The following is a 23,773-nucleotide window of genomic DNA, read 5'->3' on the forward strand; positions in this document are numbered from 1 at the left end:
CTGGATACGCGGGGTCATGGATCAGACCACGCTTCGGACGTCGGACGAGGGAGCAGAGCACCCATGGCAACCGGTGCCTTCGACTCGGCAGTGTCACTGACCGTGAACGGCAAGGGCTGCGATCTCACGGTCGACCACCGCGCCACATTGCTGGACGTCCTGCGCGAGCGGTTGGATCTGACCGGCGCGAAGAAGGGGTGCGATCACGGTCAGTGCGGCGCCTGCACCGTGCTCGTCGATGGGCGCCGCGCCAACAGTTGCCTGCTGCTGGCCGTGGCCCAGGAGGGATGTGACATCACCACGGTCGAAGGTCTGCGCGCCGACGACGGTCGTGATGGCTTTGATGGTGAGGGCGAGGGCGGGGGAGGGGACGACGACGGTGAACGTCACCTGCACCCGCTCCAGCGCACCTTCCTCGACCGGGACGCCTTCCAATGCGGCTACTGCACCCCCGGCCAGCTCTGCTCGGCCGTCGGTGCCATCGCCGAGGCCGAGGCGGGCCACCCCTCGTACGTGACGGATCCGGGCGCGGATCCGGGCGCTCCCGTCGCGCTGAGCAGGGACGAGATCCGCGAGCGGCTCAGTGGCAATCTGTGCCGCTGCGGGGCCTATCCGCACATCGTCGAGGCCGTCGAGGACGTGACCCGATGAAAGCCTTCCAGTACGTACGGGCCCACAGCGTCGACGAGGCGACCGCGGCCCACGCGAGTCACCCCGGCTCCCGCTACCTGGGCGGTGGCACCAACCTCGTCGACCTGATGAAGCTGGGGGTGGAGACGCCCGGAACCCTGGTCGACGTCAGCGGGCTGCCGCTGGACGCGGTCGAGGAGCTCGCCGATGGATCCGTGCGCGTCGGAGCGACCGTCCGCAACAGCGACCTCGCCGCCCACCCCTTGGTGCGCACCCGCTATCCCGTGCTGTCGCAGGCACTGCTCGCGGGGGCCTCGGGGCAGCTGCGCAACATCGCCACGACCGGCGGCAACCTCCTGCAGCGCACCCGCTGCCCCTACTTCCAGGACCTGGGCAAACCCTGCAACAAACGCGAGCCCGGCACCGGCTGCGGGGCGCGCGACGGCGTCCACCGCGACCAGGCGGTCCTGGGGCACTCGCCGCAGTGCATCGCCACCCACCCCTCGGACATGGCGGTCGCGCTCGCCGCACTCGACGCCCAGGTGGAGCTGCATGGCGCGGCAGGTCGGCGCACGGTGCCCGCGGCCGAGTTCCACCGGCTGCCCGGTGACCGTCCGGACCTGGACACCGAGATCGCGCCCGGGGAACTCGTCACCGGTGTCCTGCTCCCGGCCGCCACCGCCGGGCTGCCTTCCGCCTACCGAAAGGCGCGCGACCGCGCTTCGTACGCCTTCGCGCTCGCCTCGGTGGCCGTTGCCCTGAGGGTGGAGGACGCCGTGGTGCGCGAGGTCCGCATCGCGTTCGGCGGTCTGGCGCACCGCCCCTGGCGGGCCGTGCGCGCCGAGCAGGCACTGACGGGCGGGGCCGCGGACGACGAGGCGTATCAGCGGGCCGTCGACGTGGAACTCGCGGCCGCCGAACCGCTGCGCGACAACGCGTTCAAGGTGCGCCTCGCCCGCAATCTGGCGTGCGACATGCTGCGCCGCCTGACGCCACCCGCACGTTCCTGACACGGCAGGCCGCCTCACCACACATGCATTCCAGGGAGCCAGGGAGAAGAACCATGCCGGACACCACCAGCGCTCTCGGGTCGCCCGCCGCCCGCAGGGAAGGCCCGGCCAAGGTGACCGGGGCCGCCCGTTACGCGGCCGAACACACCCCCGAGGGTTGCGCCTACGCCTGGCCGGTACCGGCCGGCGTGGCACGGGGTGAGGTCACCGCTGTCGACGACACGGCGGCGCGGGCACTGCCCGGTGTCGTCACCGTCCTCACCCACCTCAACGCACCGCGCCTCGCCGAACCGGACGACGCGACGCTCAAGGTGCTCCAGCACGCCCGGGTCCCGCACCGCGGCTGGTACGTCGCCCTCGTCGTCGCCGACAGCCTGGAGGCGGCGCGCGAAGGAGCCGCTGCCGTCCGTGTCACCTACGCCGAGGAACCCCATGACGTCACCCTGACCGCGGACCACCCCGACGTCTACGTTCCCGAGGACTCCGACGGCACCTCGGGCGAGCACGTACGCGGCGACGCCGACGCCGCGTACGCCCGCGCGGACGCCCGGGTCGACGTCACCTACCGGGTGCCGCCGCTGCACAACCACCCGATGGAACCGCACGCGGCGACCGCCCACTGGGAGGACGGCCGGCTCACCGTGTACGACTCCAGCCAGGGCGCCAGTACGGTACGCGACGTCCTGGCCGGCCTGTTCGAGCTGCCGAAGGACCGGGTGACGGTGGTCTCCGAACACGTCGGCGGCGGCTTCGGCTCCAAGGGCACACCACGGCCGCACGTGGTGCTCGCCGCCATGGCCTCCCGCGCCACCGGGCGGCCGGTCAAACTCGCCCTGCACCGGCGGGAGTTGGCGGCCGTCGTCGGCCACCGCTCGCCGACCGTGCAACGGGTACGGCTCGCGGCGGAGGCCGACGGCACACTTACCTCCGTGGTTCACGAGGTGACCTCGCACACCTCCCGCATCAAGGAGTTCGTCGAGACGGCGGCCGCCGTCACCCGCGTCATGTACCCCTCACCGCACGCCCGCACCACCCACCGGGTCCTCCCGCTCGACGTGCCCAGCCCCTCCTGGATGCGCGCACCGGGGGAGGCGCCGGGCATGTACGCCCTGGAGTCGGCGATGGACGAACTCGCACAAACCCTCGGCATCGACCCCGTCGAACTGCGGCTGCGCAACGACACCCAGCGCGAACCCGACAGCTCCCGCCCCTTCAGCAGCCGCCACCTCGCCGAATGCCTGCGCGAGGGAGCCCGCCGCTTCGACTGGGCCGCACGTGACCCGCGCCCCCGCTCGCGCGCCGAGGGCCCCGTCATGGTCGGCTCCGGCGTGGCCGCGGCGACGTACCCCGTGAACGTGGCGCCGTCGCGCGCGAGCGCCCACGCCGCTGCGGACGGCAGCTTCGTCGTCCGGGTCAACGCCACCGACATCGGGACCGGCGCGCGTACCGTCCTGGCCCAGGTCGCCGCCGACGCACTCGGTGTCCGGGTGGACCGCGTGCGCACCGAAGTCGGCAACAGCGACCTCCCCACCGCCCCACTCGCGGGCGGCTCCTCGGGCACGGCCTCCTGGGGCTGGGCCGTCCACGAGGCCTGTACGCGACTGGCGGCGGACCTCGCCGACCGGAAGGGGGAGCTTCCCTCTTCCGGGCTCGACGCCACGGCCGACACGGCGGGCCGCGCCGACGCCGAAAGCGCCTACGCGCGACACGCCTTCGGCGCACACTTCGCCGAGGTCGGTGTCGACACGGTGACCGGCGAGGTCCGCGTGCGGCGCCTGCTCGGCGTCTACGCGGCGGGCCGCATCCTCAACTCCCGTACCGCACGCTCCCAGTTCATCGGCGGGATGACGATGGGCCTGGGGATGGCCCTCACCGAGGGCAGCACGCTGGACCCCGCCTTCGGTGACTTCGTGGAACGCGACCTCGCCGGCTACCACGTACCGGCGCACGCCGACGTGCCCGCGATCGAGGCGCACTGGATCGACGAGGACGACCCCCACCTCAACCCCATGGGCAGCAAGGGCATCGGCGAGATCGGCATCGTCGGAACGGCCGCCGCCATCGGCAACGCCGTGCACCACGCGACCGGCGCCCGGCAGCGTGAACTGCCGATCACGCCGGACCGGGTGCTGGCGGGCGGCGGCTGAGGTGTGACGGCGGAGCAGGCGGTTCATGTCGCTTGCCGGGGCGGACTCCCGCACGTGGTCGGCGAACGTGCGGTCAAGAGGGCCTGCGCGGGGCGCGTCCGCTCAGCGCGGCGGCCCCGTGGACGACCGGACGACGAGTTCCGTGGCGAGTTCGATGTGGTGGGACTCGACGCGCTCGCCGTTCGCCAGGCGCAGCGCGGTGCGCAGCGCGATGCCGCCCATCTCGCGCAGTGGCTGGCGCACGGTGGTCAGGGGCGGTGACACCATCCGGGCCAGGAGTGTGTCGTCGAAGCCGACCACGCTCAGGTCCTCGGGGACGCGCAGGCCGCGGGAGCGGGCGGCCTCGATGATGCCGAGGGCGATCTCGTCGTTGCCCGCGAAGAGCGCCGTCGGTGGTTCGTCCAGATCGAGGAGTGCGGCGGCGCCGAGCAGGCCGGTGCGGTGGGTGAATTCGCCGTGCCGGACGTACGCGGCGGGTGTCGGGGCGTCCGCCGCCTCCAGAGCGGCGCGGTAGCCGTGCATGCGGGCCTGGTTGCACACGGCCATGGCCGGCCCGCCGAGATAGCCGACGCGGCGGTGGCCGAGGCGGAGCAGATGCTCGGTCGCGGCCAGGCCGCCGGCGAAGTTCGTCGCCCCGACGCTGTGGACCCGGTTGTGCGGCAGGTGCAGCGGGTCGAGGACGACCAGCGGAAGGCCGGCCCTGGTCAGCTCCTTGACATGCGCGGCCGTGTACATGCTGGTGACCGCGATCAGCGCGCGCCGTCCGGCCGACACCAGGTCACGCGCCCAGTGCGGGGCGGGCGCCGACTTGCTGATCACGACCGAGGCGCCCAGTTCGGCGGCGGCGTCGATGATGCCTTCCAGTGCCTCCGCCGAGTACGTCTTCAGGTCGTTGTTGAACTGCACCTCGATCGTCGGGTTCTCGGCGGTCTCGGTGTGCCGGAACACGGGGGCCAGGTAGTCGTGTTCGTGCAGCAGCTCCAGCACCCGGGCGCGGGTCCCCGGCGCCACGTCACTGCGGTCGTTGACCACTTTCGACACGGTCGCGACGGAGACCCCCGCCTCGCGGGCGATGGTTGCCAGGGTGGTGCGTCTAGCGTGCGGTGGCATCGGCCTCTTCCAGGGTCACATCCACCGGCGTGGTGAGTCGCCGGTCGTGGCCGACCTCCCGGGTGGGGCCCGTCAATCGTACGACAGCCAGGCAGGGCAGCTCCTGTGACGAGGCGCCGACCTGCACCTCGATCGCTCCTGGCTCGACGACCCGGGTGAGATCGCGGCCCGTGAACGCGGTCCGGTCGGCGTGCACCCGGAAGCTCACCCGTGCGCTCGCCCCCGGGGCGAGCTCCACCTGCGCGAAGCCGGTCAACTGCCTTACAGGGCGGCTGACTTGGGCGACGGGGTCGCGCAGGTACAGCTGGACGACCTCGCGCCCCGGCCTGGTGCCGGTGTTGCGCACCCGCGCCGACACCGTGAACTCGCCGTCGGTGGGGATCTCGCTCGCGCTCACGCGCAGGTCACCGATCTCGAACGTGGTGTACGACGCCCCGTACCCGAAGGGGAACAGCGGCGTCGGGTCGACGCTGCTGATGCCCTGCGTGTGTGCGCCCAGCGGCGGTTGCAGGTAGGTGCCGGGCTGGCCGCCCGGGCGGCGCGGAATCTGCACCGGCAGCCGGCCCGCCGGCTGGACGCGTCCGGACAGCACACCCGCGATCGCCGCCGCCCCCTCCTGCCCCGGCATGAAGGCCTGGACGAGGCCGGCCGCACGGGGATGCACGTCGCCGAGCGCGTACGGGCGGCCGGACAGTACGACCACGACCACGGGCGTCCCGGTGGCGAACAGTTCCGCGAGCAACTCGGCCTGCACGCCCGGCAGTTGCAGGTCCTCGACGTCGCAGCCCTCGCCCGACGTCCCGTTGCCGAACAGGCCCGCGCGGTCGCCCACCACCGCGACGCACAGCTCCGCCCCGCGGGCCGCGGCCGCCGCCGCGGCGAAGCCGGACCGGTCCTGCTCGCGCACGTCGCAGCCCGGCTCGAAGACGACCTCGGCGTCCGGGAGTTCGGCGCGCAACGCCTCCACGACGGTCGGTGCCGAGATGCCGAGCGGCAGGCCGGGATGGCGGGGCAGGACGTGGTTCGGGAAGGCGTAACAGCCCATCAACGTACGCGAGTCGGCCGCGCACGGCCCCACCACGGCGATCCGGCCCGGCGCCGCGCGCCCCGCGTCCGCGTCGACGAGCGGGAGCGCGCTGCCCGCGTCGAGCAGGACGACGGACCGCTCGGCGAGCTCCCTCGCCAGCTCTCGGTTTTCCGGTGAGTTCAGGTCTCTCGTCGCGGCGGAGGCGACCGAGGCCTCGGGTGTCCAGTCGGCGTCGAGAAGGCCCAACTCGACCTTCTGGGTGAGCAGTCGGCGCACCGCCCGGTCCAGCAGGGACTCCTCGAGCTCGCCCCGCGCAACCCGTTCCTCCAGGTGCCGGCCGAAGGTGAGCGTGTCCGGCAGCTCCACGTCGATGCCCGCGCCGAGTGCCATGACGCCCGCCTCGTCGAGGTCGGCCGCGACGCCGTGCAGGCCGGCGAGGAACGCGAGTGACCCGTAGTCGGAGACGACCGTGCCGGTGAACCCCCAGTCCCCGCGCAGCAGTTGGGTCAGCAGCCACGGGTCGGCGCCGGCCGGTACGCCGTCGATGTCGGAGTAGGAGTTCATCACGGAGCGGGCGCCGCCCACCGCGATCGCGGTCTCGAACGGCGGCAGGATGACATCCAGCAGCTCGCGGCGGCCCATCGGTACGGGGCCGTGGTTGCGGGCGCCGCGGGCCGCCGAGTATCCGGCGAAGTGCTTCAGGGTGGCGACGACACCCGCGCCCTCCAGCCCGCCGACGTACGCGGCACCGAGCATCGACACCAGGTAGGGGTCCTCGCCCATGGTCTCCTCGACCCGGCCCCAGCGGTAGTCCCGCACCACGTCCAGGACCGGTGCGAGTCCCTGGTGCACGCCGAGCGCCCGCAGGTCCCGCCCGATCGCCCCGCCGATGCGGCGCACCAGGTCGGGGTCGAAGGCCGCCGCCCAGGCGAGCGGCGCGGGGTAGACCGTGGCGCCGTACGTGTTGAACCCGGTGAGGCACTCCTCGTGGGCCAGGGCCGGGATGCCGAGCCGGCAGCCCTTGACGACGGTGTGCTGCTGCGCGACCAGGAGCGCCGCGCCCTCCTCCGCGCTCACCGGACGGCTGCCGTACACGCGCGTGAGGTGGCCGAGCCCGTCGCGCGCCGCCTCCTCGAGGGAAACGCGCCCCGCGTCCTTGAACAGGTCTTCCAGGGGCGCTACTTGAGGCCGCTCGCCCTCGCCGTCGTCGCTGTCGATCACGTCGCCGGCGCCTTCATCGTCCGCGTCATGTCCCATGAAGTTGCCGAGCCAGCGGCTGCCGAGCTGTGCGACCTTCTCCGCCACCGTCATCTCGGCGAGCAGTGCGTCGACCCGCTCGGAGGCGGGCAGCGCCGGGTCCTGCCAGCGCTGCGCGGCCTGCCCCGTCGTCGCATGTGAATCAGCCGTGGACATCCGCATCCTCCTGTGTTTTTGTCCGCGGCATCTCGAAACATTTTCGATGGCTGCTGCGGTTCCATGAGAGTGGCGCCTGTCTGACGTTATGCAGAAGTACCTTGTCCCACAACGTTGTTGCGCATGCCTTGACAGGCATCTGGCCGCTACCTAATTTGCACTCACAGAGCTGAACGCTAGCTGGATTTCGAAAAGTTTTCACAGCGGCTCATGAGTGGCCGGTGGCTCTCGAGTGCGGAGAACAGACATGGAAATCCCCATCTCACGGCGTCCCGTCTCAAGACGGACCGTCCTCGGCGTCGCCGCCGGCATCCCGCTCTCCGCGGCGCTCACCGCCTGCGGCTCATCAGGGCCGACCAAGGACGGTGCGGACGGCAAGGGAGCCACGTACTGGTACCTGAGCGGACAGCCCGACGAGGGCGTCCGGGCCGATGCGGTGAAGGCCTTCAACAAGGCCCACCCCAAGAGTCAGATCGCAGGCACCTCGTTCCAGAACGACGCGTTCAAGACGAAGATCAAGACCGCGATCGGTGCCGGGAAGGCGCCCACCATCATCAAGAGCTGGGGCGGCGGGACGCTGCGCAGCTACGTGGAGGCGGGCCAGGTCGAGGATCTGACGCCGTGGTTCGACAAGCACCCCGAGGTCAAGGAGAAGATCTTCCCCACGGCGTTCCCCGCGGCGACCGTGAAGGGCAAGATCTACGCGATGCCCGTCGAGCGCGTGCAGCCCATCATCCTTTACTACAACAAGAAGGTCTTCGACAAGGTCGGTGTGAAGCCCCCGCAGTCGTGGGACGACATCATGGCGCTCGTGCCCAAGTTCAACGCCAAGGGCATCGCGCCGTTCTCCCTCGGCGGGCAGTCCCGGTGGACGAACATGATGTGGCTGGAGTTCCTCTTCGACCGCATCGGCGGCCCCGAGGTGTTCCAGGCCATCTTCGACGGCGAGAAGAATGCCTGGTCCAACCCCGCGGCCATCGAGGCGCTCGGCATGGTGCAGGACCTGGTCAAAGCCAAGGGCTTCATCAAGGGCTTCTCGTCGATCACCGCGGACTCCAACGCCGACCAGGCCCTCCTGTACACCGGCAAGGCCGCGATGATGCTGCACGGTTCCTGGTCGTACGGAATCCAGAAGAACGACGGCGGTGACTTCGTCTCCGGCGGCGGCCTGGGCTACATGAACTTCCCGTCGGTCAAGGGCGGCAAGGGCGATCCGAGCAACACCGTCGGCAACCCCGGCGAGTACCTGTCCATCTCCTCGAAGGCCAGCGCCAAGGAGAAGAAGATCGCCGAGGAGTTCTTCGCCAAGGGCACGCTGCAGGACGCCGAGGTGAAGGCGTGGATCGACGGCGGCGGCGTCCCGGTCAAGCTGGGCACGGAGAAGCTGCTCGCCGCCTCCAAGGACGCCGACTTCCTGGAGTTCACCTACGACATCGCCACCAAGGCCAAGACGTTCAGCCAGTCCTGGGACCAGGCGCTAAGCCCGACTGCGGCCGAGACGCTGCTCGACAACATCGTCAAGCTGTTCCAACTGTCCATCTCGCCGAGGCAGTTCGCCGCCAACCTCAACGAGGTCATCGGGAAATGACCTCGCTCACCGCCCGCCCGGCCGGTCGCGGTCCGCGCAGCGTCCTGCCGTGGCTGACCGTGCCGGCGCTCGTGGTCTTCGTCGGGTTCGCCGTCGTCCCGCTCGTCGGTGTCTTCGTACTGTCCTTCACCACCTGGGACGGAATCGGCGCCATCCACCCCTCGGGCCTGACCAGTTGGCGGTCGGTGCTCAGCAACCCGGGCCTTCCGCATGCGGTGTTGGTGACCTTCGGGGTCATGATCGCCTCCTGGGCGTTCCAGACCCCGGTGAGCATTCTGCTCGGCACGTTCATGGCGGGACGCCAGCGCTACCGCGCGGTCCTCGGCGTGGTGTACTTCGTCCCGCTGCTGCTCAGCTCCGCCGCGATCGCCGTCGCGTACAAGGCACTGCTCAACCCCACCTTCGGACTGGGTGCGGGCCTGGGGATGGACTGGCTCAGCAAGGACTGGCTGGGACGGCCGGGACTCGCGTTCGGCGTCGTCGTCTTCATCGTCTCCTGGCAGTTCGTGCCGTTCCACTCGCTGATCTACCAGGGCGGGGTGCAGCAGATCCCCAAGTCCCTCTACGAGGCGGCCCAGTTGGACGGCGCGGGACGCATCCGGCAGTTCTTCAGCATCACGCTGCCCCAGCTGAAATACACCATCATCACCTCGTCGACACTGATGGTGGTCGGCTCGCTGACCTTCTTCGACCTGATCTACGTCCTGACCGAGGGCGGGCCCGGGGACGCCACCCGCGTCCTCGCGCTCGACATGTACAAGCGGGGATTCCAGGCCAACCTGATGGGCCCGGCCAGCGCCATCGCGGTCATCCTCGTCCTGCTCGGCCTCGTTCTCGCCCTGCTGCTGCGCCGGCTCGGCGGACGGGACGCCAGTGAGAGCCAGCTCGAGGGGGCCTGACATGACCGCCACACTGACCAAGGCACAACCGCGGAAGGACGACCACCGCGAGCGCCGACGCGGCCGCACCCGGGCGACCGCCCAGCGGCGCAACTGGGCGGGCGGCCTGGCCGGATGGTTCTGGCTCGTCGTCGTCATCATCCCCCTGTACTGGACCCTGATCACCAGCCTCAAGGACCAGAGCACCTACTACAGCGGCAACGCGCTGCTGCCGTCGGGCGACTCCACCTTCGACAACTACCGGTTGGTCATCGAATCCGACTTCCTCCACTACTTCCTCAACAGCGTCGTGGTCGCCGTCGGAGCGGTGGTGCCGGCGATCACGTTCTCGTTCATGGCCGCCTACGCGATCGTGCGCGGCTGGCGGATGCGGTTCCTGCGGATGGTCAACGGCCTCTTCCTCATGGGCCTCGCCATCCCGCTCCAGGCGACGATCATCCCGATCTACCTGATCATCATCAAGCTGCACCTGTACGACAGCCTGCTGGCGCTCATCCTGCCGTCCATCGCCTTTGCCATCCCGCTCTCGGTGCTGGTGCTGTCCAACTTCATCCGCGACGTGCCCGAGGAGCTCTTCGACTCGATGCGGGTCGACGGAGCCACCGAGTGGTCGACATTGTGGCGCCTCGCGGCGCCGCTCACTCGTCCGGCCCTCATCACCGTGACCATCTACAACGCGCTGACGATCTGGAACGGATTCCTGCTGCCGCTGATCCTCACCCAGAGCCCGTCCCAGCGCACCCTGCCGCTCGCCGTGTGGACCCTGCAGGGCCAGTTCCAGGTCAACGTCCCCGCGATCCTTGCCGCGGTCATCCTCACGACCCTGCCGATCCTGATCCTGTACGCGTTCGGCCGCCGACAGCTGCTCAGCGGCCTGACGGCCGGTATCGGCAAGTGACCTGGCCGACCGACCCGACGGTGTCACCCCTGGGGCCACCGCCGACGTATCGTCGGCCGTCGGGCCGGCGCTCGGGTGCGCTGTGCGGCGGGGCGTGTGTCCGTGCGGCTGTGCCAAGCGGCTGCTACGAGGACCGCCGACGCGAGAAACTCTCCGTCCCGGACAAGGACGCTCAGTCCGGCGAGCACGCCCCACACCGCTGCTGCAATAGGGGTGGCCCCGAGTGTAGGGGCCACCCCTCAACTCCGGCCGGGCAGACCGTCGACCCATGTGGTGGGATCGGGGGAGGCGAACTTCGTGCCATGGCGGCGCGGTCGCCCCGCGCGCGTCGTCCTGTGATCTGGCGGGTCAGCGTAGAAGGACCAGAGGGAGCGGCGCCCCATGCCCCTGGCGGCAGTGCTGGGGTCATGCTGACAGGCGGGTGCCGCGACGCCAGATGGCGCGGGTGTTGAGGGTGTCGCTGATGTTGCTCGTCGGGTCGCCGTCGACCAGCAGGAGGTCGGCGCGGAGTCCCTCGGCGATGCGGCCCCGGTCGCTGAGGCGGAAGCGCCGGGCCGTGGTCGCTGTGGCTGAGCGCAGGGCGCGTGCGGGTGTGAGGCCGGCCGCCACGAGGTACTGCAGTTCGTGGTGCAGGCTCGCTCCGTGTGCCAGGCCCCCGAAGAACGTCTCGGCCATGGAGACGTCGGTGCCGGCCAGTACGTCGACGCCGGCGGCGTCCAGAGCGTGCACGGTGTCGTACACGTCGTCGAGCTTGCCCTGCGGGTAGCGGTTGTAGCTGGAGCGCAGGGTCTGGTCCCACTTGCTGTCGAGGCGTGCGGCGACCCGGGGGTCGTCGGCGAGTTCGCCGCCGGTGATCCCCATCAACGAGGCATTGAGAGTGATGCAGGGGATGACGAACATGCCCGCGTCCTTGATGACGCTGATGATCTCGGCGGTGTGCGGCTGGTCCATGAACACGTGGGTGAGGCCGTCGATGCCGGCTTCAGCGGCCATCCTGGTGGCGTCCACGGTCAGCGCGTGGGCCACGGTGAGGGCGCCGTACTTCTTGGCTTCGGCCACCCCGGCGTTCACGGTGGCCTGGTCGAGCGCGGGCAGCCCGGGGTGCCCCTCCACGCTGCCGTCGTCGATCATGAACTTGATGAAGTCCGAGCCTCGGCCGAGCAGTTGGGGCACGAAGGCTGCCGCTTCCTCGGGCGTGGTGGAGAACGGCATCAGGGGCATCACCGGGGGCAGCTCCCACTTCGGCCTAAATCCTTCGGGCATCAGCTCGCTCGGGTGACCGCCCGGCGGGGTGATGGCGAAGCCGGAGGAGCGCACGTCGGCCAGGGTGTCGTCGTCGGTGATGAGCCCCCGGTTCTCCCGGGTGTTCATCCCCTGCATCTCCAGTTCGGTCGTCACCCCGAACCGCAGGGCGAGGGCCAGGGAGCCCGGGGCGGAGTGAACGTGGGCGTCGATGAGCCCCGGCAGCAGGGTGGCGCCGCCGCCGTCCACGATCTCGCTGCCCTGAGGGGCGTCGCCCCCGATGCGGGCGATCCTCCCGCCGTCGATGACGACGGTCTGCACGCCTACCGACTTCTCTCCGTCGAAGATCTGCGCGTTGGTGATCGCGGTGAGCGCCATAGCGGTCCGCCTCGTTTCGTCGCCCGTCCAAAATTACATACCTGATGCTATGCACTTGTCTCTAGGTATGCAAATGTGCGGGCCGGGCCTAGAATCGGTCGCATGAGCAGCGCGTCCTTCTCCGAGCAGACCTCCGACGACCTGGCGCTGGACCAGATCGGCCCGGCGCTGTCACGGCTGCGGCGACGCGCACCGGCATCGGGCAAGGATCTGACTCGCAACCTTGTGCTCAATGTGATCGCCGATGCGCCGGGCGAGGTGACCGTCGGAGGTCTCGCCGTCGAGATGGGCGTCGCCCAGCCGGTGGCCAGCCGGACCGTGGCCGCCTGTATAGAGGAAGGGCTGCTGCGCCGGGCGGCGTCCCAGGCCGACGGGCGTCGTACCGTGCTCGAACTCACCGAGCACGGTGAGGGTGAACGCAGCCGCTTCGCCGCACAACAGCGCAAGGCGTTCCAGGAGATCACCGCCGCCTGGGCGCCGGAGGAGCGGATCCAGTTCGCGCGCCTCCTGGCCCGATACGGAGCCGACGCCACCGCCTGGTCCAGGAAACAGGCCACAGGCCGCGACTGAACGAGCAGTGGGCGATGCCACGACCGGCGCGAGAACCAGAACATCGGACACGCCGGCCCGTTGACCGGCGTCTTCAGGGTGACGGGAGCTCATTCTTTCAACGAGCCGTGTGGCGAAGCGCTCGCAATCGAGCTGCTGGATACATCCGGTGAGGGCGGCCTGACGTCCCGGAGTGTGAGTGAACGCCTGGCCGCCGGGGACGCCGCCCCCCGCACCATTGTCGCCACGCCGCCGACCACCGCACCCGCAGAGCCCTCGGCCTCTACCGCGCGACAGCGGATGGTGTCCCACGAAGTGGTGTAGTCAGTCCAGCTCGTTGGGTTCCGTTTGTGCGGGAAGCCGTCGTGGTGGGGTCGGCTGGTCGGTGAAGAGTTGGGCCATGGAGCCTTCGGAGAGGTAACGGCGGTCGAAGACCTGCCATTCGTCGTGGAGTTCGGCCAGGACCGCGGCGGCGAGCCGGTCCAGAGCGGCGGGGTTGGGAAAGACCTGGACGACGTCGGCCCGTCGTTTGATCTCCCGGTTCAGCCGTTCCAGCGGGTTCGTGGACCAGATCTTCTTCCAGTGCGCCGGTGGGAAGTCCGCGAACGCCGTGATGTCTCCGGCAGCCTCCAGCAGCATTTCTTTGCGGCCACCATCTCCGCGGACCCCTTTTCGATCACGGAGAAGACGTCGCGCACGAAGTGAACCCGGCACCTCTGCCAGGCCGAGCCGAGGAACACGGTGCGGATCGCGGCCACCAGACCGCTGTGCGAATCGGAGATCACGAGCTGGACGTGTTCCAGGCCGCGGGCCCGCAGACTGCGCAAGAACTTCGTCCAGAACGGCTTCGACTCGCTGTCGCCGACCATCAGGACGCGAGTAGTTCCTCATCGAGTTCGCCGCAGATCCGCGAGACCTCGGACTTGGAGATGCCGGAGTCCGCGCCGAGCGCTTTGACCAGGTCATCCATGCTGCGGGTGGAGACGCCGTGCACGTTTGCCTCCATCACCACGGCGAACAGAGCCCGGTCGATCCGGCGCCGGCGTTCCAGCAGTGAGGGAAAGAAGGAGCCGGTCCGCACCTTGGGAATCTTCAGATCCAGGTCGCCGGCCTGCGACGTCAGCACCCGCTCGCGGTGCCCGTTGCGCCAGGTCGTGCGCTCGCTCGAGTGCTCACGCGGGGCGGCACCGATGGCCTCGGTCGCCTCCGCCTCGATGAGTTCTTGCAGGATGCGCTCACACACCACCCTGATTGCCTCGACTCCGTCGGCCGCACGTATCGACTCCAGCAGCCGCATCAGGTCAGACGGGGACAGGGCCATCGCGTCATCCTCGGTTGAACTGCCCGTTCACCATGGAGACTTGCGCGATGGCCTGCCCTTGTTCGGGGAGCGCTCACCGACAACAGGTGCACGCCCCGGGCAGAGCCCCGCGCGTTCCACACCCGCGACCGGCTACACCACTCGACGGAACGCCATCCGGGCGACAGCGCTGCCCGTCTGCCGTTTGCCTACTGCGCCCCGCGAAGCAGGCGACATGGTCGGGCGTCGTAGGGTCTCTTCATGGACCGACTCGACGTCACGCCGACCCGGTTGGCCGGCACCTGGCACATCGTCTGTTCCTCGTTCCCTATGTGGCAGGGCGATCGGCGTACCGGCGCGACCTTCAGCTATGACCCGCTTCCGAGTGGCAGCTCAGGCAAGCAGATGATGAACGACGTGGTGGGCTACCGCACTCGGAGCGGGCGGCAGCGCCGCATCCTCGGCGTCGATACGCGTCTCACCGGACGATCGGGAACTGCCTATCGGTGGCGCGGCCGCGGAGTGCTGGCGGTGCTGTCGAGCGAATGGGAAGTGCGTGAGATCGGTACGGACGACGCGTGGGCGGTGATTCTCTTCAGCCGCTCCCTGGTGACGTCGGCCGGAGCGGACATCGTTGTACGCGCTGACCGACTCGACGATGCCGCGGTGCTTGAGGAGGCGTTGGCAGCCGGCAGGCGCTATCAGGCGCCGCCGGTGTCATGAGGAGCACGCGAGAAGTCGCTGTCGCCTCTCTAGCACGCCGTCCCGCCCGCTGTGCAACGTCGCGTACTGCGCCTGGTCCGTAAAAACCTCTCCTGGGGCTACCGCAGGGTGCAGGACGACCTTCTCGTTCGGCCGCCGGGAGTTGCTCAACGGCGGCCGCACGGCAGGTAGCCGGCTGGGGGTGGCCGGGAATTCCTATTCCTCGACCTGCTCCGGATCGATCGGAACCTCGGGTGCCGTGTTCTCGGCGCGTTCCTCGGCGATCAACTCCCGTGCCACGGTCCCACAGCAGCGGTTGAACTGGTTCTGCCAGTCCGTCTTGAACATGTCGTAGTTGGACTGGCCGACCAGCTTCAGGTCCGATTCGTCGTTGTGCCAGACGCCGTTGCTCGTCCAGTTCGCGGAGCCGACGAACACGAGTCTGGAGTTGGACGTACCTGCGTAATTTCCGCTGACCATCATGTACTTGTCGTGCGTGTAGTGCAGAGCGTTGCCGTTCGCGTCGATGCCGCGGCTGGTGTCGTGCACCTCGATATTCGGCCGGTCCTTCAGGTAGTTCTCCACGCTGCCGTCAACCTGACCGGCGGTGAAGAGTATCCGTATCTTCACGCCGGTCTTTGCCAGGCTCACCAGCTTCTTCGGCAGCTCCAGATAGTTCCGGTCGCCCGGGTCCCCGTGGGAGGTCCACTGGAACATGGCGATGTTGATCGTGGCCGGCGCCTTGATGTTGTTCAGGAAGTCGACCCACGTGTCGCTCTTGGAGCGCGCCTTGGGCCACTGGTAGGAGGGCGGGGACAGCTTCCTGGCGGCCTGGCCGCTGGTGGAGTTGTAGTAGTCGGGCACCAACGGGCCCGGGCCGTTGAGCGCCCCCTTGGCCATGGCAGTGAAGTAGCGGACGTAGGAGTTGTACAGGTCGACGTTGCCCTTGACGGTGGCGGCACTGTTCCACGCGGTTCTGGCCTGGGCGGAGGTGGGGTTGGCGCTGCTGACGGTCACCGTCCTGTTCGCGTCGCTCCCGCCGCTGAGCATGTAGTACTTCGCGTGCAGGGCGGAGCCGGCGTAGTGGGTCAGGCAGCCGCCCGGGCACAGCGCGGCGAAGCTGGAGGCTCGCGGGTCGTTGCCCAACTCGGTGACCAGCGACTGCCAGGTCGCATTGTCGCTGTGGAAGTCCATCAGTGCCTTGACGATCACGCCACGTTGGTGCGCGGCGATCAGAGCAGCTGCGAATTCCGGTCCCGGGTGCGAGTTGCCGATCGAGTACATGGCGACGCGTATGGTCTGCCCGCAACTGGCGCTGTTGATCGAATCGATGATCGGGCCCATGATGTTCATCTGGGCGTCGGGGTCCTCGGGGTCGCTGAACTGCGGGCCCGGTCTTGCGGTGAACGTCCGGGACTCGCAAGTGAGCGGAGTCTTGGCCTTCTTGACCGCCGCGTGCGCCGTTGTGGGCGACAGTGCGGTGACGGCCAGCGCGGTGAGCAACGTGAGCGTGCGCTTCATGGACGGGCCTTTCGCTGGGTTGTTGACGGTGACGAGTCGGGGTGTTGCTGTGCTGATCGACCCATGAGTGGTCACTGAGGTGGGCCTGGTGACCGACGTCGCGGTGCGGCCCTGTCCGGCAGTTCGGCGTGACGGGATCACCGGTCATCCGGCCGGATGAACCACTCATGGCTTCGGATCAGTTGGCGGCGTTCGCCAGATCATCGAAGCCGTCGGGGTTGACGTCGCCGTAGCCCTGCCCGTTGAAATCCGCCTTGCGGTGCGTGACGGAGCCGGCCGTGCCGGCCGTGCCCGCCGACGCGGCGAGGAGGCCGCCGATCAGGGGCGCCGCAGAGGCGTTCGTCGTGGCGACGCGGATGCGCGTCGGAGGCGGGATGGTAGGGCGTATGTGCGTGGCCATGCGTTGAGCTCCTGCAGGGGACGGAGGCGTCCGGCGGACATCCCGCTTCGATGAGGTGTTGGTTCGGTGGTGTTTGCACGGATTTGTTCCGGGCGTGACCGCCGTTCGGCACACAGGAGACTCGCGAAGGCGTCCGAGGGTTGCACGAGAAACCAGGGAAGCGGCTGCGACGCTGCGCAAGTTGAGCCGGAGGGCGCGCCAGTCGACCGGGGCGTTCGGTGGGCTGCTGGTGGGCGAGCCGGTCGCCGGTGTGGGGTTCAGCGTCGTACTCGGCCAGGTGGAGGGCTTGCCCGCGGGGGAGGAAGTGGGGTTCCTTGCGGGCCTGTTCGGCTGTGTGGCGCATCTGTGCGAAGAACCGGACGCGGTCCGTCGCGGCCGGCTTCGGCCCAGACGTGGCCGGTGGCCGCCGGAGTCCTTTGCTGGCGTGGCAAGTTGGAGAGGATGCGGGGCTGGGGCGCGCCAATCCGTGATGGTCGCCTGCACCGCTGTACGGGGATGGCCTGGACAACCTCGCCCGGCCCTGCGGGCTCGGCGTACCCGCCCGCATCACGGGCACCGGCTAATAACAAGCCCTTCGGCATGTTGATCACCAGCCGAACGACCTAGCCAGGCTCTGACGCCTCGACGAGCGCGGGCGGCGTCTCAGCAAGGACCGCGCGGCGCAACTGCTCCAGCTTCGGCGGCAGATACTCGACCAGGTCGTACTGGGCACGGCCGCGTCGGTAGCTGCTGATCAGTCCGTTCTCCTCCAGTGGCATCCCGGGAGGGCGCAGCACGGTGTGGCCGTCGTCGTCGAGGATGCCATCGTGGTTGGGCTGCAGGCTCACCCACAACCGGCTGGTGCCGTGGGCCCGTTCGACGAGACCTTCGCGCACCCAGAGCCACCGCTCGATAGCGGCCCGAGCTACTGGCGACAGCTGGCACCACTCGCCTACCGGCACCGCGCCGCGCTGCGGCCGTCGCTCAACGTACACAGCCGTGTTCTTCTCGGCGAGGTGCGACAGCCGCATCGTCGCGAACTCCCCGGCCCGCGGCGCCGCGTCCAGGGCGCACGCGAGCAGCGCCGTCAGTCGAGCCTGGCCCGGCGGCATGGCGCTCGCGAGGTCCTGGTCGAGGCGGCGCCGCAACGCCGCCAGGTCCGCGAAGGCTGGGGTGGGCCGCAGTTGCGGAGCGCCGCCGCCCAGTTGCCGGACCGGGAGGCCGATGGCCTCACGGAGGACGTCCAGGCACTGGCGGCGAACCTCGTTGGTCGTCTTCGAGGTGGGCGGACGCGTGCCTGCCACCAGCCGGGCCCGCAGCGCCCCGGACTCGGCGAGCCGCAGGTACGAGGCCAGAGCCTGTTCTTCGAGGAGGCGTCGCAGGCTGCGTCGCGCCGCCACCGGAACCGCATTACGCTCCAGGGCCCGCAGTAATTCGCCGCGGACCATGCGGAGTTGGCGATGGCGGGCCTCGCCCACGGTCAGGTCGTCGAGGAGGCGGTCCAGGGTGGTGATCGAGCGGTACTCCGGCACGCGGTGATTATCGCCCACGGCCTCAGCCGCCGCCGGTCCGCTGCAGCGGCGCCTGCTCGAGCCGCACCATCCGTTCTCGGTGACGTGGTGGTCGTGCGCGTCGCTCGTCGTAGGGCAGGCCGCGGAGGTCGTCACCGAGCGGGAGGCAGTCCCACACCGCGTACGAGGCGGGCCATTTCGCGGCCAGCTCCCGCGTCGGGATGGGCGACGCCCGCGAGCGCACCGCCCCGAAGCCACAGCGACCCTCACGCCAGATGACGACCTCACCGTTTATGTGGGCTACCACACCTGTCTCATCAACGGCCCCTTTTCGAGGCGGTCTGCAAGGTGGAGCAGATCTGCCAGGTGCAGCACCCGTCCGCTGAATCCTGGGAGAGGGACATGAAGCGGCTTCGTCCAGTGGGCGGGGATTGCATCCAGTCCGTAGTACGCCCCGGCCAGGCCTCCGGTCACCGCGGCGACGGTGTCCGTGTCACCGCCGAGGTCGATCGCCGCGCGTATCGCGTCTTCGAAGCTGGTGGTGGTACGCAGGGCCCAGACGGCGGAACCCAGGCAGGGCCACACGGCACCGTTGAACTCGGTCGCCTGGTCGGGGTGCCAGTCGGGCGCGAGGACGGTGGCGTAGCGGCCGCGGTGGTCGGGGTGGACAAGAGCCAGGATGTCCGGGAGCGCGGTGAGAGGGTCGGTGTCCTCGAACGTGAGGCGGATGAGCTCGTGGAAGATCGCGGTGCCTTCCCAGGCCGCTCGGTCACCGTGGGTGAGGGCGGCGATGCGGTGGGCCGCGTCCATGGTGGCTTCTTGGCCGGCGGCCGCGAAGTGGACCGCGGAGGTCGATGCCCGCATCAACGAGCCGTTTCCCGCTGCTCGTTGGTTGACCTGGAAGTGGGTCGCGGCGGCAAGGTTCCAAGGCATGCCGTTGGTCAGGACGTCTTCGGTCTGCAAGCCGATGTCCTTGGGCTCCGATGCTGCCCACCGCTGGAAGCGGGTGAAGATGTCCGGCAGATCCAGTCCGCCCCGCTCCAGCAGCGACTCCGCGACCAGGACGGCCATCTGCGTGTCGTCAGTGGCCTCGCCGGGGTCCCAGCCACGTCCTCCGCACATCTCACCACCGGTACCAGGCGCGGGAAACCGCGCGGAGAACGCGCCCTGGGGGCCGAACTCGAAGGGGCCGCCAAGGGCGTCACCCACCGCTGAGCCGACGATCACGCCGGCGGCCCGCTGAATCCGCTTCATTCGCGCAGGTTATCTGTGCCGCATAGGCGGCCACGCGGCCCTATTTCCCACTTCGCCTCCCGAACCGTCAGCGGCGAATGCGTCGCGTCCATGGATGTGCGCCGCCTGAGACACCCTGGGTCCGAGACACCCGTACAGGTCACATAACGCCGTCCAGGGCCGTGCCCGGCGGCAACTCCATCCCGGCCACCGCGATGTCCATCCACACGGCCGTGGTCTCCCGCCCGCAGCGGGCATGGATCCGCGCCGTCTCCGCCGAGCGGTGCAGGGCCGCACGGTCGCCGTCGTTCACCAGACTTCGTTATGTCTCATGAGGCAGCTCAGAGCCTGTGAGCAAACAGGAGGGCGTTCGGGACCTGTTGTTCTTTGGTTCATGGCGTGCATCGGACGAGCTCCGACGACGTCATCTAGCGCGTTCCAGTTACTTCTTACTTCCTACTTCTTCGCTTTGGGTACCCGGCCCAGCGTCGGCTTCAGGACCGGTGCATGGCGGGCCAAGAAGTCCCACAGCTGGTTGGCGACTGGCCCGTGCGGCCGGTCGCGTCGGCGCGCTGCCGAGAGTTCCTCGACCACACCGGGAAAGTGCTGTCCGGCGATGGAAAGCAGGCTTCCGTTGCGCAGCTCGGTCTCGATCATGAACCGCGGCACGTGCCCCCACGCCATGCCGTGCAAGATCAGTTCCTTCTTCATGAGGTGGTCCGGAACAGAGGTCCGGGGCGCGCCCTCGACCAGGAAATGCCCTTGTTCGGACGGATGTCGCGCCGAGTCCCGGATCACGCATTGGGTGAGGGCCTGCATCCGCTGCGGTGTGATGGCGGTGTCCGGAGGGAAGGGCAGGAAGCCGGGTGCCACGACGGGCACCAGTGCGACGCGTCCGAGGTCGATCCACTCCATCCGCACGTCGCTCTTGGGGACGCGGTGCACGATGAGGTCGGCTTCGTCCTCCAGCAGCCGCTCCCAGGGGCCGGTGACGGTCTCGAACAGCAGATGAAGTCGTGTCTGCGGGCGTGGGGCGAAGAAGCTGCTGAGTATCTCCAGCACCGGTGGAAGTGGACACAGGTCCCCGAGGGCCACGCGCAGTTCGGCCTCTTCGCCCATCGCCAACTGCACGGCGTAGGTCTGCAGTTCCTCGGCGTCATGCAGCAGGACGCGCACTTTGCGGTGGAAGGCGTGCCCGGCCGCGGTGAGCTGCACCCGGTAGCCCGAGCGATCCAGCAGCTCCATCCCCAGCTGGCGTTCCAACTTGGCGACCGCTGCGAACACGGAAGGGTGCGAGCGGTGCAAGAGATCGGCGGCGGCCTGGAAGCCGCCGCCCCGCACAACGGCGTTGAAGCACTGCAATTCGTGGAGCGTGAAGTTCGACATTGTCAAGGGAACCTACAGTGTGTGTCCGATCTTTGTAATAGATCTGTCCAGACGGTGTTCCTAGGCTGAGCGCACAGCCGACAGACCACTGGAGCCGACATGACTTCTCGAACCGGTACCGCCGTCACCACGGGAGACGGTGTCCGCATCGCCTACCGCTTCGACGGTGATGAGAACAAGCCCGTGCTGCTGCTCTCGAACTCCATAGGAACCGACCTCCACATGTGGGATGGCCAGGTGCCGGTGCTGACCGAGCACTTCCGGCTGCTGCGTTACGACGCGCGCGGCCACGGCGCCTCCGATGTCCCGGGCGGCCCGTATTCCTTGGACCGGTTGGGGCGCGACGTGGTGGAGCTGTTGGATGCCCTGGGCCTGCAGCGGGTGCATGTGTTGGGTCTGTCTCTGGGGGGCGTGGTCGCGCAGTGGTTGGGGATCCATGTTCCGGAGCGCGTCGACCGTCTGGTGCTCTCCAATACCGCCGCGTACCTCGGCCCGGCGAATCAGTGGGATCGGCCGATCGCCGAACTGCTGGAGGCCCCCGACATGCAGGTCACCGCGGAGAGGTTCTTGCACAACTGGTTCCCGGCCCGCATGCTGCGGGGCGACAACGAGGTTGTCGAGGGCTTCCGCCGCACCCTGCTCGCCACGCGGCGCGAGGGCGTGGCCGGCAGCTGGGCTGCGGTGCGCGACTACGACCTGCGCCGCACGGCCACACTCATCCACAACCCGACCTTGGTCATCGCGGGCGAGCACGACACCGTCACGTCGGCCGATCACGGCAAAGAGCTCGCCGCGACCGTCCCCGGGGCGCGGTTCACTGTCCTGCCCACGGTGCACATGGCGAACGTCGAAGGGCAGGCGGAGTTCCTGGACGCTGTGGTGGCCTTCATTACAGAAGGGCCTTGAGCCAGCGCATGACCGAGCAGACGAGCATCGAGACCACGTTGATCTTCGGAGCCAGTAGCTCCACTCAGGTCGCGATCTTGTACGCGCCCTGTCCCGGTAGTGCTGCCGCCTGCGTCTGTCCGCCGTAGCAGGCCAAGCTCGTCATCTACCTCAAGTGATCAGTCGGCTGTGGAAGCCTTCTTCGCCTTCTTGGTGAGAGGTCTTATCCGATCTGCCGCCGTCTTGGTCTGTCTACGGTGATTCCTCTTGCGCCCCAGCGCTTCGGTTCAGGGCGCGGGGAATTCGGCTGTCAGGTGGGTCAGCAGTTGGCTGGGTGCGTCTTCCTGGAGGAGGTGGCCGGCGCCCTCGATCCAGTGCAGTTCGGCGTGCGGAATGCGTTCGTGCAGCCACTCGGCGTACGGCGGAGGAAGGATGCGGTCCTCGCGGCCCCAGACGAGCCGCACCGGAAGCGACACAGTGTCCAGCAGGTGCTCGTACGCGACGGTGTCCGCCTGCCTGATCTGGCTGTACTGGCGGTAGAACGCGGCCTGCCCCGAGTCTCCTCTCCACGGTGCGAGGAAGGCATCGAGGACTCCCGGCCGGAAGCCGACGTGCGTGGCGTGCCGCAGGTGGCTGGCGACCAGCGCTTCGTGGGCGTAGCCGGGAAGTTCCTGGAACACCTCCCGGTGCTCCAGGAAGAGCTTGAAGAGTCCTCGCTCCCACTCGCCGCCGCTCACCGCGTCGAAGAGGGTCAGATCGCGGTAGCTCCTCTGTTCCAGAAGGAGTGTCCGAAGCGCCACCGCCCCGCCGATGTCGTGGGCGACGACGCGAGGGCGGGCCAGCTGCCAGTGGTCGAGGAGAGCGGCAAAGTTCCTCGCGTGGGCTGCCAGGCTGAGGTCCTGGCCCTCGCGTTGGTCCGACTGGCCGAAGCCGAGATGGTCGAAGAAGAAGACCTGGTGGGTACGGGCGAGTGCGGGGGCGATGTCTCGCCAGAGAAGGGAGGAATACGGTGTGCCGTGGACCAGCACGATCGGGTCTCCGGTGCCAAGGGATCCCCAGCGCACGACCCCTTGGGGTGTCTCGAATCCCTCGCTGAGTGGCCAGTCCATCAGTGGTCTCCTCTCCTGCCTCACGGACAGCGCCTTCCACTGAGGACCCGTCTCTAATCTCGCGGGAGGTCGTGGCCGGGTTCTTGCCTGACCGTCTTTCGACGTGACCGTTGAGCGGGGTGAAGAAGACCGTTGCTGCTGCGGCGCGATGAACTCCTCGCATCACCGGTGAGGACTGGGGCAGCGCTGCATGTTGATGTGTCCCCGGTCGCGGTACTCGCTGCCCGGGATCATGCACTCCAGCTTGTCGGCATCCCGCACCAGCAGGGCGACGCGGACACGGTTACGTACAGCCGTCGAGCACGGTGTTGCCGACGCAGGTCATGGCCACGAGGCGCCGTGCGGCGGGGTCGGCCCCGGAAGGCGGCCCGAAGACCAGGCGATGACCGCCTCGCTCCCACCCCACGTCACCGCTCGAGGTCGATTTCCTCACTGGCGAACATCCAGAAATCTATGTCGGCTGGAGTAGACATTGGGTGGTGGTGTGGTTATGGTTTCTCTCGTAGCCGAGATCGAGCAAGCCCGGCAGAGATGAACTGCCGGGAAGCAGTACCGCAGTTGCAGTTCGCAGGACGGTGCGGTGGTGGAGTTTCGAAGCCAGGTTTGTTGCAGGACGGCGACGGGACTGACGACCGGACCGGGTGGCCCGCAGTGATCAGGGGCCGCCGTGAGCAGTACCGCAGTAGCAGTACCCGCAAGTGCAGTACCCAGCAGTGCAGTTGAGTGCAGGACCTCGGTGAAGGCGTCGGCTGCGGACGCGCGCACCGGGAAGTTCGACAGTGGGGTTCCAAGCCGGAGCAGATGCAGGACGGGCGACGGGGCTGGCTGTCGAAGAGTGGCGCTATCGCAGGTCACT

Annotated in this window: 20 protein-coding genes and 1 pseudogene; 9 read left to right on the forward strand and 12 right to left on the reverse strand. The window is 68.9% G+C overall.

Annotated elements, in window-relative coordinates:
* Positions 1 to 63: 63 nt before the first annotated feature.
* The 3 genes from ACYSUO_RS40235 to ACYSUO_RS40245 are packed head-to-tail and all read left to right on the forward strand — an operon-like array spanning position 64 to position 3,787.
* Positions 64 to 651 carry a 2Fe-2S iron-sulfur cluster-binding protein gene (locus ACYSUO_RS40235; protein WP_461781162.1) on the forward strand — a complete coding sequence of 196 codons (588 nt, stop codon included), beginning with the start codon at positions 64 to 66 and terminating at the stop codon, positions 649 to 651.
* Positions 648 to 1,640, forward strand: a complete 993-nt coding sequence (locus tag ACYSUO_RS40240) for an FAD binding domain-containing protein (RefSeq protein WP_461781163.1) — start codon at positions 648 to 650, stop codon at positions 1,638 to 1,640. The genes ACYSUO_RS40235 and ACYSUO_RS40240 overlap by 4 nt, the downstream gene beginning before the upstream one ends.
* Before the next feature lie 53 nt (positions 1,641 to 1,693).
* Entirely contained in the window at positions 1,694 to 3,787 is a 2,094-nt protein-coding gene (locus tag ACYSUO_RS40245; protein ID WP_461781164.1) for a xanthine dehydrogenase family protein molybdopterin-binding subunit, read from the forward strand.
* Positions 3,788 to 3,889: 102 nt separating this feature from the next.
* Here the strand turns inward: ACYSUO_RS40245 and ACYSUO_RS40250 are convergent, their stop codons facing one another.
* Together ACYSUO_RS40250 and ACYSUO_RS40255 are read right to left on the reverse strand one after the other, a co-directional pair.
* Positions 3,890 to 4,897: a LacI family DNA-binding transcriptional regulator gene (locus ACYSUO_RS40250; RefSeq protein ID WP_461781165.1), complete on the reverse strand. Its 1,008-nt coding sequence runs from the start codon at positions 4,895 to 4,897 to the stop codon at positions 3,890 to 3,892.
* Positions 4,881 to 7,337 (reverse strand): glycoside hydrolase family 3 N-terminal domain-containing protein, encoded by a 2,457-nt coding sequence (locus ACYSUO_RS40255; protein ID WP_461781166.1) that lies wholly within the window; start codon positions 7,335 to 7,337, stop codon positions 4,881 to 4,883. The genes ACYSUO_RS40250 and ACYSUO_RS40255 overlap by 17 nt, the downstream gene beginning before the upstream one ends.
* A gap of 247 nt (positions 7,338 to 7,584) precedes the next feature.
* Between ACYSUO_RS40255 and ACYSUO_RS40260 the strand changes: the two genes are divergently transcribed.
* The 3 genes from ACYSUO_RS40260 to ACYSUO_RS40270 are packed head-to-tail and all read left to right on the forward strand — an operon-like array spanning position 7,585 to position 10,722.
* Entirely contained in the window at positions 7,585 to 8,925 is a 1,341-nt protein-coding gene (locus tag ACYSUO_RS40260; protein ID WP_461781167.1) for an extracellular solute-binding protein, read from the forward strand.
* A complete protein-coding gene (locus ACYSUO_RS40265; protein WP_461781168.1) occupies positions 8,922 to 9,824 on the forward strand; it encodes a carbohydrate ABC transporter permease in 903 nt (300 codons plus the stop codon). Before ACYSUO_RS40260 ends, ACYSUO_RS40265 begins: the two co-directional genes overlap by 4 nt.
* A 1-nt stretch (position 9,825) precedes the next feature.
* The gene (locus ACYSUO_RS40270; protein WP_461781169.1) at positions 9,826 to 10,722 is read left to right on the forward strand and encodes a carbohydrate ABC transporter permease; all 897 of its coding nucleotides are present in this window, start codon (positions 9,826 to 9,828) and stop codon (positions 10,720 to 10,722) included.
* Positions 10,723 to 11,127: 405 nt separating this feature from the next.
* On the opposite strand, the gene ACYSUO_RS40275 is transcribed toward ACYSUO_RS40270, so the two are convergent.
* Positions 11,128 to 12,342 (reverse strand): metal-dependent hydrolase family protein, encoded by a 1,215-nt coding sequence (locus tag ACYSUO_RS40275; protein WP_461781170.1) that lies wholly within the window; start codon positions 12,340 to 12,342, stop codon positions 11,128 to 11,130.
* Positions 12,343 to 12,444: 102 nt separating this feature from the next.
* On the opposite strand from ACYSUO_RS40275, the gene ACYSUO_RS40280 reads away from it, so the two are divergent.
* Positions 12,445 to 12,912, forward strand: coding sequence for a MarR family winged helix-turn-helix transcriptional regulator (locus ACYSUO_RS40280; RefSeq protein ID WP_461781171.1), 468 nt, complete (start codon positions 12,445 to 12,447; stop codon positions 12,910 to 12,912).
* A 303-nt stretch (positions 12,913 to 13,215) separates the two neighbouring features.
* Here ACYSUO_RS40280 and ACYSUO_RS40285 read toward each other — a convergent pair.
* Positions 13,216 to 14,212: pseudogene (locus ACYSUO_RS40285) on the reverse strand (transposase).
* A 240-nt stretch (positions 14,213 to 14,452) separates the two neighbouring features.
* Between ACYSUO_RS40285 and ACYSUO_RS40290 the strand changes: the two are divergent.
* Positions 14,453 to 14,914, forward strand: a complete 462-nt coding sequence (locus ACYSUO_RS40290) for a hypothetical protein (RefSeq protein ID WP_461781172.1) — start codon at positions 14,453 to 14,455, stop codon at positions 14,912 to 14,914.
* Between the two features lie 195 nt (positions 14,915 to 15,109).
* Here ACYSUO_RS40290 and ACYSUO_RS40295 read toward each other — a convergent pair whose 3' ends face one another.
* From ACYSUO_RS40295 to ACYSUO_RS40325, 7 genes are all read right to left on the reverse strand, one after another.
* The gene (locus tag ACYSUO_RS40295; protein WP_461781173.1) at positions 15,110 to 16,414 is read right to left on the reverse strand and encodes a phospholipase D-like domain-containing protein; all 1,305 of its coding nucleotides are present in this window, start codon (positions 16,412 to 16,414) and stop codon (positions 15,110 to 15,112) included.
* A 178-nt stretch (positions 16,415 to 16,592) separates the two neighbouring features.
* On the reverse strand, positions 16,593 to 16,814 hold the full coding sequence (locus ACYSUO_RS40300) for a hypothetical protein (RefSeq protein WP_461781174.1): 222 nt from the start codon (positions 16,812 to 16,814) through the stop codon (positions 16,593 to 16,595).
* Positions 16,815 to 17,416: 602 nt separating this feature from the next.
* Entirely contained in the window at positions 17,417 to 18,325 is a 909-nt protein-coding gene (locus ACYSUO_RS40305; RefSeq protein ID WP_461781175.1) for a hypothetical protein, read from the reverse strand.
* Positions 18,326 to 18,347: 22 nt separating this feature from the next.
* Positions 18,348 to 18,611 carry a hypothetical protein gene (locus tag ACYSUO_RS40310; protein WP_461781176.1) on the reverse strand — a complete coding sequence of 88 codons (264 nt, stop codon included), beginning with the start codon at positions 18,609 to 18,611 and terminating at the stop codon, positions 18,348 to 18,350.
* Positions 18,605 to 19,558, reverse strand: coding sequence for an ADP-ribosylglycohydrolase family protein (locus ACYSUO_RS40315; protein ID WP_461781177.1), 954 nt, complete (start codon positions 19,556 to 19,558; stop codon positions 18,605 to 18,607). Before ACYSUO_RS40315 ends, ACYSUO_RS40310 begins: the two co-directional genes overlap by 7 nt.
* A gap of 139 nt (positions 19,559 to 19,697) precedes the next feature.
* Positions 19,698 to 19,850, reverse strand: a complete 153-nt coding sequence (locus tag ACYSUO_RS40320) for a hypothetical protein (protein ID WP_461781178.1) — start codon at positions 19,848 to 19,850, stop codon at positions 19,698 to 19,700.
* A gap of 143 nt (positions 19,851 to 19,993) precedes the next feature.
* Positions 19,994 to 20,923 (reverse strand): LysR family transcriptional regulator, encoded by a 930-nt coding sequence (locus ACYSUO_RS40325; RefSeq protein ID WP_461781179.1) that lies wholly within the window; start codon positions 20,921 to 20,923, stop codon positions 19,994 to 19,996.
* Positions 20,924 to 21,022: 99 nt separating this feature from the next.
* Here ACYSUO_RS40325 and pcaD point away from each other — a divergent pair, with 99 nt between their 5' ends.
* Positions 21,023 to 21,829 (forward strand): 3-oxoadipate enol-lactonase, encoded by an 807-nt coding sequence (pcaD, locus tag ACYSUO_RS40330; protein ID WP_461781180.1) that lies wholly within the window; start codon positions 21,023 to 21,025, stop codon positions 21,827 to 21,829.
* Positions 21,830 to 22,095: 266 nt separating this feature from the next.
* Here pcaD and ACYSUO_RS40335 read toward each other — a convergent pair whose 3' ends face one another.
* Positions 22,096 to 22,917 carry an alpha/beta fold hydrolase gene (locus ACYSUO_RS40335; RefSeq protein ID WP_461781181.1) on the reverse strand — a complete coding sequence of 274 codons (822 nt, stop codon included), beginning with the start codon at positions 22,915 to 22,917 and terminating at the stop codon, positions 22,096 to 22,098.
* Between the last annotated feature and the right edge of the window lie 856 nt (positions 22,918 to 23,773).

Source organism: Streptomyces sp. UC4497, from assembly GCF_054871485.1.

What these genes read in the sequence shown, in the direction of transcription:
- pcaD (WP_461781180.1), top strand. Translation starts at nt 21,023, where the DNA reads ATGACTTCTCGAACCGGTACCGCCGTCACCACGGGAGACGGTGTCCGC.
- ACYSUO_RS40300 (WP_461781174.1), bottom strand. Translation starts at nt 16,814, where the DNA reads ATGGCCACGCACATACGCCCTACCATCCCGCCTCCGACGCGCATCCGC.
- ACYSUO_RS40265 (WP_461781168.1), top strand. Translation starts at nt 8,922, where the DNA reads ATGACCTCGCTCACCGCCCGCCCGGCCGGTCGCGGTCCGCGCAGCGTC.
- ACYSUO_RS40260 (WP_461781167.1), top strand. Translation starts at nt 7,585, where the DNA reads ATGGAAATCCCCATCTCACGGCGTCCCGTCTCAAGACGGACCGTCCTC.
- ACYSUO_RS40315 (WP_461781177.1), bottom strand. Translation starts at nt 19,558, where the DNA reads ATGAAGCGGATTCAGCGGGCCGCCGGCGTGATCGTCGGCTCAGCGGTG.
- ACYSUO_RS40335 (WP_461781181.1), bottom strand. Translation starts at nt 22,917, where the DNA reads ATGGACTGGCCACTCAGCGAGGGATTCGAGACACCCCAAGGGGTCGTG.
- ACYSUO_RS40325 (WP_461781179.1), bottom strand. Translation starts at nt 20,923, where the DNA reads ATGTCGAACTTCACGCTCCACGAATTGCAGTGCTTCAACGCCGTTGTG.
- ACYSUO_RS40280 (WP_461781171.1), top strand. Translation starts at nt 12,445, where the DNA reads ATGAGCAGCGCGTCCTTCTCCGAGCAGACCTCCGACGACCTGGCGCTG.
- ACYSUO_RS40240 (WP_461781163.1), top strand. Translation starts at nt 648, where the DNA reads ATGAAAGCCTTCCAGTACGTACGGGCCCACAGCGTCGACGAGGCGACC.
- ACYSUO_RS40255 (WP_461781166.1), bottom strand. Translation starts at nt 7,337, where the DNA reads ATGTCCACGGCTGATTCACATGCGACGACGGGGCAGGCCGCGCAGCGC.
- ACYSUO_RS40270 (WP_461781169.1), top strand. Translation starts at nt 9,826, where the DNA reads ATGACCGCCACACTGACCAAGGCACAACCGCGGAAGGACGACCACCGC.
- ACYSUO_RS40245 (WP_461781164.1), top strand. Translation starts at nt 1,694, where the DNA reads ATGCCGGACACCACCAGCGCTCTCGGGTCGCCCGCCGCCCGCAGGGAA.
- ACYSUO_RS40295 (WP_461781173.1), bottom strand. Translation starts at nt 16,414, where the DNA reads ATGAAGCGCACGCTCACGTTGCTCACCGCGCTGGCCGTCACCGCACTG.
- ACYSUO_RS40235 (WP_461781162.1), top strand. Translation starts at nt 64, where the DNA reads ATGGCAACCGGTGCCTTCGACTCGGCAGTGTCACTGACCGTGAACGGC.
- ACYSUO_RS40275 (WP_461781170.1), bottom strand. Translation starts at nt 12,342, where the DNA reads ATGGCGCTCACCGCGATCACCAACGCGCAGATCTTCGACGGAGAGAAG.
- ACYSUO_RS40250 (WP_461781165.1), bottom strand. Translation starts at nt 4,897, where the DNA reads ATGCCACCGCACGCTAGACGCACCACCCTGGCAACCATCGCCCGCGAG.
- ACYSUO_RS40290 (WP_461781172.1), top strand. Translation starts at nt 14,453, where the DNA reads ATGGACCGACTCGACGTCACGCCGACCCGGTTGGCCGGCACCTGGCAC.